Below are 17,762 nucleotides of genomic sequence, written 5' to 3' on the forward strand. Positions count from 1 at the left end.
TGACAAGTTCACCTTAAGGGAGAAAATGAGTGGGCAGTAGTGGATTTTGTGCAAAAATTCTCATAACTGAGCTTAATCATTTGGCATGATGGTTTACGCATCAGTAATGACCTGACAGACACGCTATGAAAATTTTGTCATTTCGCAAATGGAGCCAGATCACAAAATGGACAAAAGGCTAAAAATCACCGAAATTGCCACCCGGACTCAGCTCTCGATCAGCACCGTTTCGCGGGTGCTGGCGGGGAAGGCCAATACCAGCGAAAAAGCGCGGGCGAAGGTGCTGGAGTGTGCCCGCGAGCTGGGGGTGCTGGACGGGATGGCGGCGGGGCGTTTGCTGCTGAACAGCCTGGTGGTGTTCGCCCCGCAGCGGGCATTTGACGAGCGGTCTGACATTTTTTACTACCGCGTGATCCAGAGCGTGAGCAAAGGCCTTGCTTCCCACGATGTACGCCTGCGCTACTGTGCACTGGAGGAGAACGACAGCGACGCCCAGCTTTTTCTGGCACGTATGAACGAACCGGACACCCAGGCCGCCATCCTTCTCGGGATTGACGATCCGCATATCCACGATCTGGCGGTGGATGTCGGTAAACCCTGCATGCTGATTAACTGTCGCGATCGCCATATGCGCCTGCCGGCCGTGGCGCCGGATCATCGGGCGATTGGCGAGCGGGCGGCGGAGTATCTGTTTGAGATGGGGCACCGCGAAGTGATGAACGTGCTCTGCCTGCGTCGCTACACCATGGAACTGCGCCTCTCCGGCATCCGCGATGCGTGGCAATCCCACAACCTGACGTTCAACGACAAACGCGATCTGCTGGTGGTACCGAGTTTCAGCGCGCGCGAAACGGAACAGATGGTCAGCGACTGGCTGAGCCAGATGCAGGGCAACGATCTGCCGACGGCGTTTCTGGTCGGTGGCGACTTTATGGCGGCGGGCACCATCAGTGCGCTGCAAAAACAAGGGTTGCGCGTGCCGCAGGACATCTCGGTGATGAGCATTGACGGCTTTAATCTGGCAGCCATTCAGGATGTACCGTTAACGGCGGTGCATGTTCCGCGCGACGAGCTGGGAACGGAAGCGGTGCATATGCTCCAGCAGCGGCTGATGCGCCCGGACGCGCCGGTGGGCACCTTGCTGCTGAACGGCACCCTGACCGTACGGGAATCGGTCCGGCGGATACGTCAGGGGAAACGACGTACCGCCGTGGAGCGGGAAGGGTTGTACGACAGTTAAACCATGCCCAGCGCGCGCTTGCCGTGGATATTCAGGTCGGCCACGGTAAAACGGCCCTGCCAGGTCTTTTCATAATCTTCACGCGGGAAGTCACCCGGCGACGCGCCGGTTTCCAGCGCTTCCCGGACCTTTTTCGCATAGGCGAGGTTCTTCTCGCACATCGGCGCGGCAGGGATGTACATCACGTTACCCCAGCCCTGCTGGTTCTCAACCGGTGCAACCGAGTGGATCACATCGCAATGCCACCACACGGAATCACCCGCCTCCAGTGCTGGAATGCTGCTTAACGCCTCGATAAGCAGCGGGTGCCACTTCTCCGAGACCGGCAACACGCGCCCCGGTGCGACGCCGCAGAGCTCGTCCTCCGGTACGTCGTCCAGCAGCGGGCGCAGCAGAATGTACGCCATGGCTTCCGGGATGGGCACCACGTGCAGCAGCCCCTGGCCCGGGATCATGTCCGACAGCGCCGTCCAGCCCTGGAAGGTGCGGAACACGGAGCATTTGGTGGTGTTATCCACGGTGTACTCCTCCACTTCGGTGCGGTGCGCGGCGTTCCACGGGTCGTATTTATCGACGTTGCCGTCAAACACGCGGGCAAAGACCTGCTGATAGGCCGGCAGCAGCCAGCGCTCCAGCGCGCCGGAGTCGGTATGCGCCCCCAGCCCTTTCGAGGTGGTTCCCGGCGGACGGCGGCGAATACGATCCGGATAAATCACGCTCACATCCGGGTCGAACCACTGCTTGCCGTTGCTCTCGAATGTCCATAAACGGTTCAGGAACGACTGCACCTGCGCCATCTCTTCACTCTGACGCGCCTGCATTTGCGCCTGCGACCAGTAGATCGGGTATATCTCCGGGCGGGAGGCCGTTAGGGTGCCGAAGAAGTTATCGCCCGGGCCTTTATACACCTCGTCAAACTGGTTGAGATCGAGGTAGTCGAGCATCGACTGATCCCACGCCAGGGCCTGCTCGCGCGGGAAGTGACCTTTAATCACCGCGCAGCCCCGGCGTTTGATGGCGTCGCGCTGCGCGGGCGTGATGGTGCCATTTTTCACATCCGCAAACGGGATCACCGGCCAGACCGATTCACCTTTGTTTTTCAGGGCGTTGATTTCCGCCACGCGGGTGGCGATTTTATCACTGAGCTTGTCGAACACCGCCTGCACGTCGCCAATCTGCGCGCGTAACTCACGTTTCAACTGACGGATTGCCGCTTTGTGATCCGCCGGTAAGGTTTCACTGGTAAAGGTCATAACTGCCTCGCATCTTTCATTCGAAAGTAAAAATATCTACAAGTGATACTTTAAGTTAAAAATAAGTTAATGCAAGTTTAAAAACTTGACGCGTGCCACAGGATGAAAAAGAAGGAGAGAGCCGGAGCGAGGCTCCGGCGGGGAAGGATTAGGCGTCGAACGGGGAATGGGCATCGAGCACGGCCTGAATTACGTTCAGCGCGCCCTGGTGGTTATTGTCGTCGGTACTGTAGCGGCAGATGTCTTTGATAGTGTCGGCCGCGTTGCCCATTGCAAACGAGTATTTCACCAGCTTCAGCATTTCCGCGTCGTTGCCGCTGTCGCCGATACCCACACATTCTTGCGGGGAGATAGCCCAGCGCTTCAGCAGTCGGCTGATGCCGTTGGCTTTGTGCAGGCCAGGGATAATCAAATCCACAAAACCAAAGCCGCTGGTGACCGGTTTCATGATGCCGTCCAGCGACACGTGCAGTTTGTCGATAAGATTCGGGATATCGCTGTCCGGCAGGTTCAGGGAGAACTTGAACAGCACGTCGTCAATGTCATGGTAATCGCTGACGCGCTTTAAGCGGTGATAGTGCTTTGACATCAGCGCCACGAACGCCTCCGGCGCTTTATCGCTGACGTACGCACTTTCGAGACCGCAGGCCACAAAGTTCAACCCTTTGTCTTTCAGCAACTCGCCAGTGACGATCTGCGACTCATGGCGCGTCAGCTCGCCGTGGAAAATTTGCTCGCCGTGATCGAACACCAGCGCGCCGTTTTCCGCCACGAAGGAGATCTGCTCTTTCAGCTCCGGGAAGAAGGAGATGAGCTGGTAATACTGGTTGCCGCTGGCGACAACGAATTCAATATTGCGGGCTTTAAGCTGCTCAAACTGTGCCTGAAAGCGGTCCCGATCGTACTGCTTGGCATCATCAAGAAAAGTTCCGTCCATATCGGTGACGATAACTTTAACGGTCATACATTGCGCTCCTGGGTCACTGCGTTTTGAAACATTCTAATAACAAGGTGACGGGGAGCACAAATTTAATTTCATTCGAAAGTCAAAGCAAAACGGCAACCGAGGTTGCCGTTTTTAGTGTTTTCTCCCTCTCCCCGTGGGAGAGGGCCGAGGTGAGGGCATCAGCGCGCGTATTCCCCCTCACCCTAACCCTCTCCCTCAAGGGAGAGGGGATAGCTCGGTTACAGCGTATGCTCCGTACGCGCAATAATATCGTCCTGCGCATCCGGCGACAGGGCGGTGAAGAACGCCGAGTAACCCGCCACGCGCACCACCAGGTCACGATACTGGTCAGGGTGTTTTTTCGCTTCCAGCAGCGTTTCGCGGGAAACAATGTTGTACTGAATATGCCAGCCCTTATGCACCTCGAAGAAGGTGCGCAGCAGCACCATCAGCTTCTGGCGGTCGCTGTCGTTTTCCAGCGTTGACGGGTTCAGCTTCTGGTTTAGCAGCACGCCGCCGAGAATCGCTTCGGTCGGCAATTTGCCCACGGAGCCAATGACCGCCGTTGGACCAAGGTGATCGGTACCGGATGCCGGGCTGGCGCCTTCCGCCAGCGGGGTATGGGCTTTTCGTCCGTCCGGGGTGGCCATCGTCGCCGCGCCAAACGGCACGTTAGCGGAAATAGAAGAGGTGCCTGCGTAATAGTTTCCGCCAATCGGGCCGCGGCCGTAACGCGGGTTGTGGTACTGCTTCAGCTCTTCTATGTAGGTCTGGTAGGCACGCGTCAGCAGCATATCCACGCTGTCGTCGTCGTTACCGTATTTCGGCGCACCGTTGATCAGACGCTGACGCAGTTGCTCGTGGGTCAGCCCGTCGAAGTCATCCGCCAGCGCGACCGCCAGCTGCTGCTGACCAATGACGCCCTGCTCGAATACCAGCTTCTTCACCGCCGCCAGGCTGTTGCCGAGGTTGGCGATCCCCACCTGCAGGCCGGAGACCCAGTCATACTTCGCGCCACCCTGCTTGATGCTCTTCGCCCGTTCGATACAGTCGTCCACCAGCGCGGAGCAGAGAATATCGTGGACGTTCTCTTCCAGCATGGTGTCCACCACATATTCAATCTCGATGGATTTGCGGGTGTAGTAGCGGATCTGGGTATCCCACGCCGCCATCACCTCGTCGAAGTTATCGAAGTTACCGGCAGAGAGCGCTTTCTCCTGCGGCAGGAACACTTTCCCGCTGGTGGCGTCCCGGCCGCCTTCCAGCGCCGCCAGCATCACACGGGCGAAGTTGATAAAGCTCATGCCGGTGCAGCGATAGCCCCATTTGCCGCCGACGGCGGTTTCGATGCAGCCAATCGCCGCGTAGTCGTAAGCATCATCGCGCTCAACGCCGAGCTTGATGAATTCCGGGATCACGATTTCATCGTTATTGAATGCCGGCATCCCGAAGCCGCAGCGGATCACCTGCACGCAGGCGTCGAGGAAGTCGTTGCTCATGCCCGCGTGGTAGCGCACGCTCAGGTTAGGCTGGGTGGAGCGCAGACGGCCGCAGGACTCCAGAATCGCGTAGGAGAGCGGGTTGACCGCGTCCATCGGCTCACCGTTGACCAGCGTCTGGCCGCCGATGGTGACGTTCTGGTACAGCGGGCTACCGGCAGAGGCTTTCGAGTGCGAGCCGGAACGGATTTTGTTTACTTCCAGCAGCTTCAGCCAGCAGCTGTGCAGCAGCTCGATGGCATGCTCGCGGTCGAGACTCTGGTTCAGCTCCACGTCGCGGCGGTAGAACGGATAGAGATACTGGTCCATCCGGGCAAACGACACGGAGTGACCGTTGGACTCAATCTGCAGGATCAGCTGAATGAAGTAGCACAGCTGCAGCGCCTGCCAGAAGGTTTTTGGCGGTTCGTGGGCAATCACGTCGCAGTTTTCCGCCATCGCCAGCAGTTCGTCGCGGCGGCTTTCGCGGGTTTCGCTGGCGGCCATGTCACGTGCCAGGTCGGCAAAGCGTTTGATGTGCAGGCTCACCGCTTCCAGCACGATATCAATTGCTTTCAGGAACTGATCGCCGTGCAGGTCTTCCAGCACCGTCAGGTTAATGCGCGAGCGGCGCTCGGCCACTTTGGCGCGCAGGCCGTCGAGACCTTTCTCCAGCAGCAGCGGGAAGTTAACCGCAAGGTGCGCATCGCCGGAGGTCATGTTGCCTTCGGCTTTGATGATGCCGGTTTCCAGCAGGCCTTTCTGCTCGTCGGTGAACATGCCGTAGCAGCGATCCTGGACCGTCTGGCCGCGCCACCACGGGCAGATCGCATGCAGAACGCGCTTGTTCTCTTCGCTCACCGCAAAGCCCGCGCCCGGACGGTCGGCCAGATCGTCGATCTCTTTCTCAATCCAGGAAACGGTATATTCCGGGAAGATCGGCGCGGCGCGCACTTCGCTTGCCTGGTTACCGATGATGAGCTCGTCGTGTTTGATCCAGATGGTGCGCCGGGCCAGGTGATGCGCCAGCGCCAGGGCGCGACGCACCGGGATCGGTTTGTCCATGTGCTGCTGATACATTTCGGTGTAGTGCTGCGCGCGTTCGGTACACACCGGCGGCTTGACGATATGCACCAGGGCCATTTTGTGCGCCTTAATGCGCTCGCTGAGGGTGTTGAGATTCAGGGTGGTCATGAGTTTATCCTCGTAAGGTCGCGGTTAACCCTTTCTGGCAGGCGTACTGCTGCGCGAAGTCCAGCAGGGCAGGGTTATCCAGCGGTTTGTCAGGGGCAGAGTAGGGTTGGCCGAGCAGGGTGTATTTGTTCATGCCCAGCGTGTGGTACGGCAGAAAATGAATATCGTTGACGCCGAGCTCGTCGGCGGCGAAATTGGTGATGGCGGTAACAGACGCTTCATCGGCGTTAAAGCCCGGGATCAGCGGCACGCGAATGGTCATCTTTTTCCCGGCTGCCGCCAGGCGTTTCAGGTTATCCAGGATCCGTTTCGCTGAGCCGTCCGTCCATTGTTTGAATACCTCGCCATCGACGTGCTTCAGGTCGGTGAGGAACAGATCGACGTACGGTAAAGAGGGCTCGATATAATGCCACGGCACGTGCAGGCAGCTTTCAACGGCGGTGTGGATGCCCTGGTCGTGGCTGGCTTTAAACAGCGCAAGTGCCAGATCGGGGTTCATAAACGGCTCGCCGCCGGAAAGCGTAATTCCACCGCCGCTGCGGTCGTAGAAGGGTTTGTCGCGCAGGACGGTCGCCATGATCTCCCCGACCTGCTGCTCTTCACCGCAGACGGTCAGCGCCTGCGTCGGGCAGCAGTCGGTGAGGGCGTTGAGCGTGGCGTCATCAAGCTTCTCACGGTGAATGACCAGCCCGTTCAGCGCACGTTCGATGCAGCCCGGCGCCGCCTGCTGGCACAGGTCACAGCCGTCCAGGCACAGGCGTGCATCAAACAGCACGTCCCGGCTGCGGGAGCGGCTTTCCGGGTTCTGGCACCAGCGACAGCCCAGCTAGCAGCCTTTCAGGAACACCACGGTACGAATACCGGGGCCGTCGTGGGTAGAGTAACGCTGAATATTGAAGATCATGTTTTTGCCTCTCATCTTGCATATGAAGATTAAATTACTTTCGAATGAAAGTTATCTTGATGCAGGTCAACTCCTGAGCAGGTTTTGTCGTGATAGGGTAAGTGCAGGCTAATTTTGAGGGTGACATCATGGAACTTTATCTCGACACATCTGACGTTGCGGCGGTGAAAAAGCTGGCGCGTATCTTCCCGCTGGCAGGCGTGACCACTAACCCAAGCATCGTTGCGGCCGGGAAAACGCCGCTGGAGGAGCTGTTGCCAGCCCTGCACGATGCTCTGGGCGGCAAGGGCCGTCTGTTCGCGCAGGTGATGGCGACCACCGCCGAAGGGATGGTGGAAGACGCGCGTAAGCTGCGCGCCATCATTAACGATCTGGTGGTGAAAGTGCCGGTGACCGCAGAAGGGCTGGCGGCGATCAAGATGCTGAAGGCGGAAGGGATCCCGACGCTGGGCACGGCGGTATACGGCGCTGCACAAGGGATGTTGTCCGCGCTTGCGGGGGCTGAGTATGTCGCGCCTTACGTTAACCGCGTGGACGCGCAGGGCGGGGACGGGATCCAGACGGTGGTGGAATTACAGCAGCTGCTGACCCTGCATGCCCCGCAGTCAAAGGTGCTGGCCGCGAGCTTTAAAACCCCGCGTCAGGCGCTGGATTGCCTGCTGGCAGGCTGCAAGTCCATCACGCTGCCGCTGGACGTGGCGCAGCAGTTTATTACCTCTCCGGCCGTGGACGCGGCGATTGTGAAGTTTGAGCAGGACTGGCAGGGGGCGTTTGGACGGACGTCGATCTGACGCTGTTGCCGGGTGGCGGCTTCGCCTTACCCGGCCTACGATTTTCTCCCTCTCCCTGTGGGAGAGGGCCGGGGTGAGGGCATCAGGCCGCAGTAGGGTTTAACCTCCGCAAATCTCACATCCCGGATTACGCATCAGCTTCATCTCGCGGAACTGGCAGGTCATTGCGTCGTACATCACGATTTTCCCCGCCGCCGGCGTACCGTAATGCGCCAGCACCTTGATCGCTTCCATCGCCTGCAATGACCCAATCACGCCGACCAACGGCGCCATTACGCCGGCTTCGACACAGGTGAGCGCGTTCTCGCCAAACAGACGGCTCAGGCAGCGGTAGCAGGGTTCACCGTCCGCGTATGTGAAGACGCTGATTTGCCCCTCCATGCGGATCGCCGCACCGGAGACCAGCGGAGTTTTGTGGGCAAAACAGCCTGCGTTTAGCTGGTTACGGACGGCGACGTTGTCGGTGCAGTCGAGCACCAGATCGTGCCGGGCAATTTGCGCGGAGAGCGCGTCATCATCCAGCATCGCGTCAAGCAGAGTGAACTGAACGTTGGGGTTAATGCGGGCCAGCGCCGCGCGGGCAGAATCTACTTTCGGCTGGCCAACCGTTGCGTCGCTGTGCAGCGTCTGGCGCTGCAGGTTAGACACCGACACGGTATCAAAGTCCAGCAGTGTCATCCTGCCCACACCCGCCGCGGCGAGGTACTGGGCGGCGGCGCAGCCCAGACCGCCAAGTCCGACGACCAGCACGCTGGCCGCCTTGAGCGCTTCCTGACCCTCGAAATCAAAGCCGTGCAGCACAATCTGGCGGTTGTAGCGCATCATCTCCTGGTCGCTCAGCTCCACCGTCATGTCAGCCCCCGAACAACTGGTTAAAGCGCTCCACCTCAACCCATTCGCCCGCTTCCACGTTGCCGCGCTCGCGCTCGAGGACGATAAAGCAGTTGCCCTGGCTGAAGGAGCTGAAAATGTGCGAGCCTTGGTGCCCGGTGGTGCTCACTTCGAGCTCACCGTCCGCGTTGCGCGTCAGGATCCCACGCTGGAAATCGAGACGGCCCGGTGATTTTTTCAGGCGCGTCGCGGCACGCACGCGCAGGCGTTCCGGCAGCGGGTGGGCCCGGTTACCGGAGAGCTTCGCCAGCAGCGGGATCACCAACTGGTAGAAGGTGAGTGCCGCCGAAACCGGGTTACCCGGCAGGCCGCAGAACCAGCTGTGCCGCAGTTTACCAAAGGCGAACGGTTTGCCCGGCTTGATCGCCAGCTTCCAGAAGGCGATTTCACCCAGCTCTTCAAGGATGGTTTTGGTGTAATCCGCCTCGCCCACGGAGACGCCGCCGGAGCTGATGACCACGTCGGCGGTGTTGTCCGCCTCAATAAACGCAGCGCGCAGTTTTTCCGGATCGTCAGGAATAATGCCGAGGTTAATCACCTCGCAGCCCAGTTGCTCCAGCATCAGGTGTACTGCCAGACGGTTGGTGTCGTAAATCTGTCCGTCCTGCAGCGGCTGGCCCGGAAGCTGCAGTTCGTCGCCCGTCGAGAATACGGCGACGCGCACTTTACGGATAACCTCGATCTCCGCGATGCCGAGGGAGGCCAGCACCGGCAGTTCACCCGCCGTCAGCTTCTGTCCGGCGGCAAAAACCGTCGCGCCAAGGGCAATATCCTCGCCAGTGCGGCGAATGTTCTGGCCCGCTTTGACGCTGGCGGTAAACCGTATGCCGTCATCCGTCTGCTCGGTCTCTTCCTGCATCACGACGGCGTCGCAGCCTGCCGGCACCGGCGCACCGGTCATGATGCGCACACAGGTGCCCGCAGGCCAATCACCGTTAAATGGCTGTCCGGCAAACGCTTTACCCGCCACCGGCAGCGCCTGACCGGTCCGGAGATCCGCCAGGCGTACCGCATAACCGTCCATCGCGGAATTATCGAACCCTGGCACGTTAAGCGGGGAGACAATATCGCGCGCAGCAATACGGCCAAAACAGCGCACCAGTGGCAGCGTTTCAACGTCCTGCAGCGGGGAAACTCGGTCAAGCATCTGCGTGAGTGCCGTCTCAAGCGACATCAGTCCGGCGGTAAAATCCATGGTGGGCTCCTGCACAGTAACAACGAAAGCGGCCATTATGGCAGAAAAGTGCCACTAACAGTATGACCCGGAGGTGTACGCTTTACATCACAGTTGCGTCTTTCTATATTCAAAAATCATCTGAAGTTTCATTGACGATAATGATATTTATAGAAAAAGCCGCAAATCAGGCTAACGGGTGATGTGAATGGGTAATGCGGTAATCGCAATTCATGGCGGCGCCGGGGCTATCACCCGTGCACAGCTCAGTCCCGAGGATGAAAAGCGCTACATTGACGCGCTGTACGCCATTGTGGAAACGGGCCAGAAAATGCTGGAAGCGGGCGAAAGCGCGCTGGACGTGGTCACCGAGGCGGTACGCCTGCTGGAGGAGTGTCCGTTATTTAATGCCGGGATCGGCTCGGTCTTTACCCGGGACGAAACCCACGAGCTGGATGCCTGCGTGATGGACGGCATCACCCTGAAAGCGGGGGCCGTGGCGGGCGTCAGTCGCCTGCGTAATCCGGTGCTGGCGGCGCGTCTGGTGATGGAAGAGAGCCCCCATGTGCTGTTGACCGGTGCCGGGGCGGAGGCGTTTGCCTTCGGGCACGGGATGGAACAGGTATCGCCCGATCTCTTTTCTACCGAGGCGCGCTACCAGCAGCTGCTTGAAGCGCGTTCGGCGGGCATGACGCAGCTTGACCATGCTGCGCCGCTGGATGAAACCACCAAAATGGGCACGGTCGGCGCGGTGGCGCTCGATAAGGCCGGAAACCTCGCGGCGGCGACGTCAACGGGAGGGATGACCAACAAGCTGCCTGGACGCGTCGGCGACAGCCCGCTGCCCGGTGCCGGCTGCTATGCCAATAACGCCACGGCGGCGGTGTCCTGTACCGGCACCGGGGAAGTCTTTATTCGTGCCCTCGCGGCCTATGACATCACCGCGCTGATGGATTACGGCGGGCTAAGCCTGAGCGAGGCCTGCGAGCGCGTGGTGATGGAAAAGTTGCCCGCGCTGGGCGGCATCGGCGGGCTGATTGCCGTGGATCGTGAGGGCAACGTGGCCCTGCCGTTCAACAGCGAAGGGATGTACCGCGCCTGGGGTTATGCCGGTGATGAACCGAGCACGGGGATCTATCGTGAATAAGGGGGCAACGCGTGCCGCACAGTGACGAGCTGGACAACCGCGAAGTGCTGGCTGTCCATCAGTTGAATATTGCGTTTCAGGAAGAGCGGCAGTTCATCCCCGCAGTACAGAATTTATCCTTCTCGCTCAAACGCGGCGAGACGCTGGCGATTGTTGGCGAGTCCGGCTCCGGTAAATCGGTCACCGCGCTGGCGCTGATGCGTCTGCTGGAGCAGACGGGCGGGCAAATCAGCAGCGAGAAAATGCTCCTGCGCCGCCGTAACCGTCAGGTCATTGATATAAACGATCTGAGCAGCGCGCAGATGCAGGGCGTGCGCGGGGCGGATATTGCCATGATTTTCCAGGAGCCGATGACCTCGCTCAATCCGGTGTTCCCGGTGGGGGAACAAATTGCCGAGTCCATCCGCCTGCACCAGGGGCTCGGTGGCGATGAGGCGCTCAGTGAAGCCAGACGGATGCTGGAGCTGGTGCGTATTCCGGAAGCGCAGGCCATTCTTGGTCGCTACCCGCATCAGCTTTCCGGCGGCATGCGCCAGCGGGTGATGATTGCCATGGCGCTCTCCTGTCGTCCTGCGGTGCTGATCGCCGATGAGCCGACGACAGCGCTGGACGTGACGATTCAGGCGCAGATCCTGCAGCTCATCAAAGTGCTGCAGCAGGAGATGGAGATGGGGGTGATATTCATCACCCACGATATGGGCGTGGTCGCCGATATCGCCGATCGCGTGCTGGTGATGCACAAGGGCAGCGGGGTAGAAACGGGCACAGTTGAGCAGATTTTTCACGCGCCCGTTCATCCTTATACCAAAGCGTTGCTGGCGGCGGTCCCGCGTCTCGGTGCCATGAACGGCCGCGATTTGCCGCGCCGCTTCCCGCTGATTTCCCTCGATGCGACAGGGCCGGAGGAGGAGGAACGCGAGCAGGATACCGTGGTGCCGGGTAAGCCCATTCTGGAGGTGCGTAATCTGGTCACCCGTTTCCCGCTGCGCAGCGGCGTGTTGAATCGCGTGAAGCGCGAAGTGCACGCGGTGGAAAACGTCAGTTTTGATCTCTGGCCGGGCGAAACGCTGGCGCTGGTGGGGGAGTCCGGCTGCGGTAAATCTACCACCGGGCGCGCGTTGCTCCGTCTGGTGGAATCGCAGGAAGGGAGCATTACCTTTAACGGCGAGCGCATTGATACCCTGCCGGACAGCAGGCTACAGGCGGTGCGGCGGGATATTCAGTTTATTTTCCAGGATCCGTATGCCTCTCTCGACCCGCGCCACACGGTGGGGTACTCGATCATGGAGCCGCTGCGGGTACATAACCTGCTGGACGGCGACGCGGCACAGCGTCGCGTGGCCTGGCTGCTGGAGCGCGTTGGCCTGAAGCCGGAACACGCCTGGCGTTACCCGCATGAGTTTTCCGGCGGGCAGCGCCAGCGGATCTGCATTGCCCGCGCGCTGGCGCTGAACCCGAAAGTGGTGATTGCCGATGAGTCCGTTTCGGCGCTGGATGTCTCTATCCGGGCGCAAATCATCAACTTATTGCTCGATTTACAGCGGGATATGGGCATCGCTTTTCTGTTTATCTCGCACGATATGGCGGTGGTTGAGCGCATCAGCCATCGCGTGGCGGTAATGTTTATGGGGCAGATCGTCGAGATCGGCCCGCGACGAGCGGTGTTTGAGAACCCGCAGCATCCGTACACCCGCAAGCTCATTGCGGCGGTTCCGGTCGCCGATCCGGCGCATCGTCACGGCCAGCGCGTGCTGCTGCAGGATGAAATGCCGAGCAATATTCGTAAACGCGGCGAGGTCGTGGAACGTGTCACGCTGCGCGAAGTGGGTCCGGGTCATTTCGTCGCTCCCCCGCGTCAGGCAAATGCTTTCTCGCGGTTATAACTTACAACAGGCAGGAGAACACAATGGTTACATTTGTAGCGCGTAAATGGTTGTTAGCCGCGAGCGTGACGGCAGCCCTGGCCGCTGCCCCCGCGTTCGCTGCCAAAGATGTGGTGGTTGCCGTCGGCTCTAATTTCACCACCCTGGATCCGTATGATGCCAACGACACGCTGTCGCAGGCGGTGGCGAAATCGTTTTATCAGGGACTCTTTGGCCTGGATAAAGAGATGAAGCTGAAAAATGTGCTGGCGGAGGGCTACACGGTCTCCGATGACGGGCTGGTGTATACCATCAGACTCAGAACCGGGGTCAAGTTCCAGGACGGTACCGATTTCAACGCAGAGGCGGTGAAGGTTAACCTCGACCGCGCCAGCAATCCGGAAAATAGCCTCAAGCGCTATAACCTCTATAAAAACATCGCCAAAACCGAGGTGGTTGACCCGGCGACGGTAAAAATCACCCTGAAAGAGCCGTTCTCCGCGTTTATCAACATTCTGGCACATCCGGCAACGGCAATGATCTCGCCCGCCGCGCTGAAAAAATACGGGAAAGAGATCGGTTTCCATCCGGTGGGTACCGGCCCGTATGAACTGGTGACCTGGAACCAGACCGACTTTGTGAAGGTGAAAAAATTTAGCGGCTACTGGCAGCAGGGGCTGCCGAAGCTGGACACCATCACCTGGCGTCCGGTAGTGGACAACAACACCCGCGCGGCGATGCTGCAAACCGGTGAAGCGCAGTTTGCCTTCCCGATCCCCTATGAGCAGGCCGCGATTTTGCAGAAAAACAGCAAGCTGGAGCTGGTCGCCAGTCCGTCGATCATGCAGCGCTACATCAGCATGAACGTGACGCAAAAGCCGTTTGATAACCCGAAGGTGCGTGAGGCCATCAACTACGCCATTAATCGCCAGGCGCTGGTTAAGGTCGCTTTTGCCGGCTATGCCACCCCGGCCACCGGCGTGCTGCCGCCTGCTATCGCCTATGCCCAGAGCTATCAGCCGTGGCCGTACGATCCGGCTAAAGCGCGCGAGCTGCTGAAAGAGGCGGGCTTCCCGAACGGGTTCAGCACCACGCTGTGGTCGTCGCATAACCACAGCACCGCGCAGAAAGTGCTGCAGTTCACCCAGCAGCAGCTGGCGCAGGTGGGGATTAAGGCGCAGGTCACCGCCATGGATGCCGGACAGCGTGCGGCTGAAGTGGAGGGCAAAGGGCAGAAAGAGAGCGGCGTGCGGATGTTCTACACCGGCTGGTCGGCCTCGACCGGTGAAGCTGACTGGGCGCTGTCGCCGTTGTTTGCCTCGCAGAACTGGCCGCCAACCCTGTTCAATACCGCGTTCTACAGTAACCCGCAGGTCGACAAAGACCTTGCCGATGCGCTGAAAACCACCAAACCGGAAGAGAAAGCGCGCCTCTACAAAGACGCGCAAGATATCATCTGGAAAGAGTCACCGTGGGTGCCGCTGGTGGTGGAGAAACTGGTGTCAGCCCATAACAAAGCGTTGACCGGGTTCTACATCATGCCGGACACCGGCTTTAGCTTTGACGATGCGGATTTAAAATAAACCTCATGCTGAATTATGTTTGTAAACGCCTGCTGGGGCTTATTCCGACGCTGCTGATCGTGGCGGTACTGGTGTTTTTGTTTGTTCATCTGCTGCCGGGCGATCCGGCGCGCCTGATTGCCGGGCCCGAAGCGGACGCGACGGTGATAGAGCTGGTGCGTAAGCAGCTGGGCCTCGACCAGCCGCTGTATATGCAGTTTCTGCACTACATTGGCAACGTGTTGCAGGGCGACTTTGGCATCTCGATGGTGTCGCGACGTCCGGTGTCGGAGGAGATAGCCAGCCGCTTTATGCCGACGTTCTGGTTGACGATAGCCAGTATGAGCTGGGCGGTGGTGTTTGGCCTCTGCGCCGGGATTGTCGCAGCCGTCTGGCGAAACCGTTGGCCGGACAAGCTCGGGATGGCGCTGGCGGTGACCGGTATCTCCTTCCCGGCGTTCGCGCTGGGGATGCTGCTGATGCAGATCTTCTCCGTTGAGCTGGGCTGGCTGCCGACCGTCGGGGCCGACACCTGGCAGCATTACATTCTGCCCTCCATGACGCTGGGGGCTGCCGTGTCGGCGGTGATGGCCCGCTTTACCCGCGCCTCGTTCGTTGACGTCCTGAGCGAAGATTATATCCGTACCGCCCGGGCGAAAGGGGTCAGCGAGAAGTGGGTCATTCTCAAGCACGGGTTCCGCAATGCGATGATCCCGGTGGTGACGATGATGGGGTTACAGTTTGGCTTCCTGCTGGGCGGCTCTATTGTGGTGGAAAAGGTCTTCAACTGGCCGGGGCTGGGACGCCTGCTGGTCGATTCCGTTGAGATGCGCGACTATCCGGTTATACAGGCGGAAGTCCTGCTGTTCTCGCTGGAGTTTATTCTTATCAACTTAGTGGTGGATGTGCTCTACGCTGCCATTAACCCGGCCATCAGGTATAAGTAAGATGCGATTGTTGAACTGGCGACGCCAGGCCGTTTTAAACGCTATGCCGGGGCTTAAACCGGAACATATCCGCACGCCGTGGTCTGAATTCTGGCGGCGTTTTCGTCGTCAGCCGGTCGCGATGGCGGCGGGGCTGTTTGTGTTGCTGCTGATTGCGGTGGCGATCGTTGCGCCATGGGTGGCGCCGTTTGATGCGGAAAACTATTTTGACTACGACCGCCTGAACGACGGCCCCTCCCTGATGCACTGGTTTGGCGTGGACTCCCTCGGGCGCGATATTTTTAGCCGCGTGCTGGTCGGGGCGCAGATCTCCCTTGCCGCCGGGGTTTTCGCGGTGCTGATTGGCGCGACCATCGGTACCGTGCTGGGGCTCGTCGCCGGGTATTATGAAGGCTGGTGGGACCGCATCATCATGCGCATCTGCGACGTGCTGTTTGCCTTCCCCGGCATCCTGCTGGCGATTGCCGTGGTGGCGATCATGGGCAGCGGTATGGCCAACGTGATTATTGCGGTAGCGGTGTTTTCGATTCCGGCGTTTGCGCGCCTGGTGCGCGGCAACACGCTGGTACTGAAACAGCAGACCTTTATAGAATCCGCCCGCAGCATGGGGGCCAGCGATGCTACCATCCTCTTTAGCCATATTCTGCCGGGAACGGTGTCGTCCATCGTGGTCTATTTCACCATGCGTATCGGCGTGTCGATTATCTCGGCGGCCAGCCTGTCGTTTCTGGGACTAGGCGCACAGCCGCCGACCCCGGAGTGGGGGGCGATGCTCAACGAGGCGAGGGCGGATATGGTGATTGCGCCGCACGTGGCGATCTTCCCGAGTCTGGCGATATTCCTGACCGTGCTGGCGTTTAACCTGCTGGGTGACGGGCTGCGCGACGCGCTGGATCCGAGGATTAAGGGGTAAAGCGGTGGAATGTGCCGGGTGGCGGCGACGCCTTACCCGGCCTACAAAAAAGGCGCTGGGTGTTTAAACCCGGCTACCCCACAGATCATACTCATCCGCGTTTTCAACCTTCACGCGAATAATATCACCCGGCTTAACGTTGGTTTCGCCATTGAGGTACACTGCGCCGTCGATTTCAGGGGCGTCCGCCATGCTGCGGCCAATCGCGCCTTCTTCGTCCACTTCATCGATAATGACCAGAATTTCGCGACCCACTTTCTCCTGCAGGCGTTCAGCAGAGATCTGCTGTTGCAGCTGCATGAAGCGGTTCCAGCGCTCCTCTTTTACCTCTTCCGGCACCTGGTCCGCCAGCTCGTTGGCGGTTGCACCTTCTACCGGGCTGTATTTGAAGCAGCCGACGCGGTCCAGACGCGCTTCCTTCAGGAAGTCGAGCAGCATCTGGAAATCTTCTTCGGTTTCACCCGGGAAGCCGACAATGAAGGTGGAGCGCAGGGTCAGATCCGGGCAGATCTCACGCCACTGCTTGATGCGCGCCAGCTGACGGTCAACGGAGCCAGGACGTTTCATCAGCTTCAGAATACGCGGGCTGGCGTGCTGCAGCGGGATGTCCAGATACGGCAGAATTTTACCTTCCGCCATCAGCGGGATCACATCGTCAACGTGAGGGTACGGGTAAACGTAGTGCAGACGCGTCCAGATACCGAGTTTAGACAGCTGCTCGCACAGGCCCACCATGCTGGTTTTCACCGGCTCGCCGTTGTGGAAGCCGGAGCGGTGTTTGACGTCCACGCCGTAAGCCGAGGTATCCTGGGAGATGACCAGCAGCTCCTTCACGCCCGCGTCGGCCAGACGTTTCGCTTCCGCCAGCACTTCGCCAATCGGACGGCTCACCAGATCGCCACGCATTGACGGGATGATGCAGAAGGTGCAGCGATGGTTGCAGCCTTCGGAAATTTTCAGGTACGCGTAGTGGCGCGGCGTCAGCTTCACGCCCTGTTCCGGCACGAGGCTCAGGAACGGGTTGTGCTTGGGTTTTGGCACGTAGTGATGAACATGTTGCAGCACCTGCTCGTAGCTGTGCGGGCCGGTGATCTCCAGCACCTTCGGGTGAACTTCGCGGATCTGGTCTTCTTTCGCGCCCAGACAGCCGGTCACGATCACTTTGCCGTTTTCGGTCAGGGCTTCACCGATGGCTTCCAGTGACTCCTGAACCGCGCTGTCGATAAACCCGCAGGTGTTAACGATCACCATATCGGCGTTGTCGTAGCTTGGCACCACGTCATAGCCCTCGGTGCGCAGTTCGGTCAGGATGCGTTCTGAATCCACCAGGTTTTTCGGGCAGCCCAGGGAGACGAAGCCGATTTTCGGCTGGTGCGTAACATTGCTCATAGGTTAAAAATTCATCAATTATGGAGTTATCAGGGCGGGATTTTACAGCGTATCGCGGGGGATTTATACAC

12 protein-coding genes and 2 pseudogenes are annotated in these 17,762 nt (G+C 59.5%); 7 read left to right on the top strand and 7 right to left on the bottom strand.

All coding sequences use genetic code 11. From position 1 onward, the window contains the following. Nucleotides 1–166 precede the first annotated feature (166 nt). Entirely contained in the window at nucleotides 167–1,240 is a 1,074-nt protein-coding gene (locus SP99_RS06815) for a LacI family DNA-binding transcriptional regulator (protein ID WP_025757288.1), read from the top strand. On the opposite strand, the gene SP99_RS06820 is transcribed toward SP99_RS06815, so the two are convergent. The 4 genes and pseudogenes from SP99_RS06820 to SP99_RS06835 form a co-directional block, all read right to left on the bottom strand. Then, the gene (locus tag SP99_RS06820) at nucleotides 1,237–2,493 is read right to left on the bottom strand and encodes a DUF1479 domain-containing protein (protein WP_047958095.1); all 1,257 of its coding nucleotides are present in this window, start codon (nucleotides 2,491–2,493) and stop codon (nucleotides 1,237–1,239) included. The genes SP99_RS06815 and SP99_RS06820 overlap by 4 nt on opposite strands. 148 nt (nucleotides 2,494–2,641) lie before the next feature. Continuing rightward, nucleotides 2,642–3,457, bottom strand: a complete 816-nt coding sequence (locus SP99_RS06825) for a Cof-type HAD-IIB family hydrolase (protein ID WP_025757290.1) — start codon at nucleotides 3,455–3,457, stop codon at nucleotides 2,642–2,644. Between the two features lie 221 nt (nucleotides 3,458–3,678). Then, complete coding sequence (locus SP99_RS06830) at nucleotides 3,679–6,111, bottom strand: formate C-acetyltransferase/glycerol dehydratase family glycyl radical enzyme (RefSeq protein WP_047958096.1); 2,433 nt, start codon at nucleotides 6,109–6,111, stop codon at nucleotides 3,679–3,681. 4 nt (nucleotides 6,112–6,115) lie between these two features. Further along, nucleotides 6,116–7,015, bottom strand: a pseudogene (locus SP99_RS06835) (glycyl-radical enzyme activating protein). Between the two features lie 128 nt (nucleotides 7,016–7,143). Here SP99_RS06835 and fsa point away from each other — a divergent pair. After that, entirely contained in the window at nucleotides 7,144–7,806 is a 663-nt protein-coding gene (fsa, locus tag SP99_RS06840; RefSeq protein ID WP_047958097.1) for a fructose-6-phosphate aldolase, read from the top strand. A 99-nt stretch (nucleotides 7,807–7,905) separates the two neighbouring features. Here the strand turns inward: fsa and moeB are convergent, their stop codons facing one another. Next, nucleotides 7,906–8,658 carry a molybdopterin-synthase adenylyltransferase MoeB gene (moeB, locus tag SP99_RS06845; RefSeq protein WP_047958098.1) on the bottom strand — a complete coding sequence of 251 codons (753 nt, stop codon included), beginning with the start codon at nucleotides 8,656–8,658 and terminating at the stop codon, nucleotides 7,906–7,908. Between the two features lies 1 nt (nucleotide 8,659). Further along, nucleotides 8,660–9,892, bottom strand: coding sequence for a molybdopterin molybdotransferase MoeA (gene moeA / locus SP99_RS06850; protein WP_047958099.1), 1,233 nt, complete (start codon nucleotides 9,890–9,892; stop codon nucleotides 8,660–8,662). Nucleotides 9,893–10,079: 187 nt separating this feature from the next. On the opposite strand from moeA, the pseudogene iaaA reads away from it, so the two are divergent. The 5 genes and pseudogenes from iaaA (at nucleotide 10,080) to gsiD (ending at nucleotide 16,302) form a co-directional block, all read left to right on the top strand. Further along, nucleotides 10,080–11,043 (top strand): annotated as a pseudogene (gene iaaA / locus SP99_RS06855) (beta-aspartyl-peptidase). Continuing rightward, nucleotides 11,030–12,901: a glutathione ABC transporter ATP-binding protein GsiA gene (gsiA, locus tag SP99_RS06860; protein ID WP_047958101.1), complete on the top strand. Its 1,872-nt coding sequence runs from the start codon at nucleotides 11,030–11,032 to the stop codon at nucleotides 12,899–12,901. The pseudogene iaaA and the gene gsiA overlap by 14 nt, the downstream one beginning before the upstream one ends. A 23-nt stretch (nucleotides 12,902–12,924) precedes the next feature. After that, nucleotides 12,925–14,463 carry a glutathione ABC transporter substrate-binding protein GsiB gene (gene gsiB / locus SP99_RS06865; protein WP_025756101.1) on the top strand — a complete coding sequence of 513 codons (1,539 nt, stop codon included), beginning with the start codon at nucleotides 12,925–12,927 and terminating at the stop codon, nucleotides 14,461–14,463. Between the two features lie 5 nt (nucleotides 14,464–14,468). Continuing rightward, nucleotides 14,469–15,389, top strand: a complete 921-nt coding sequence (gene gsiC, locus SP99_RS06870; protein ID WP_025756100.1) for a glutathione ABC transporter permease GsiC — start codon at nucleotides 14,469–14,471, stop codon at nucleotides 15,387–15,389. 1 nt (nucleotide 15,390) lies between these two features. Then, nucleotides 15,391–16,302 carry a glutathione ABC transporter permease GsiD gene (gene gsiD / locus SP99_RS06875; protein ID WP_047958102.1) on the top strand — a complete coding sequence of 304 codons (912 nt, stop codon included), beginning with the start codon at nucleotides 15,391–15,393 and terminating at the stop codon, nucleotides 16,300–16,302. A 63-nt stretch (nucleotides 16,303–16,365) separates the two neighbouring features. Here the strand turns inward: gsiD and rimO are convergent, their stop codons facing one another. After that, nucleotides 16,366–17,691 carry a 30S ribosomal protein S12 methylthiotransferase RimO gene (gene rimO, locus SP99_RS06880; RefSeq protein WP_047958103.1) on the bottom strand — a complete coding sequence of 442 codons (1,326 nt, stop codon included), beginning with the start codon at nucleotides 17,689–17,691 and terminating at the stop codon, nucleotides 16,366–16,368. Nucleotides 17,692–17,762: the final 71 nt, after the last annotated feature.

Origin of the sequence: Enterobacter sp. BIDMC92 (assembly GCF_001030225.1) — a bacterium.
Lineage (GTDB): Bacteria > Pseudomonadota > Gammaproteobacteria > Enterobacterales > Enterobacteriaceae > Enterobacter > Enterobacter sichuanensis.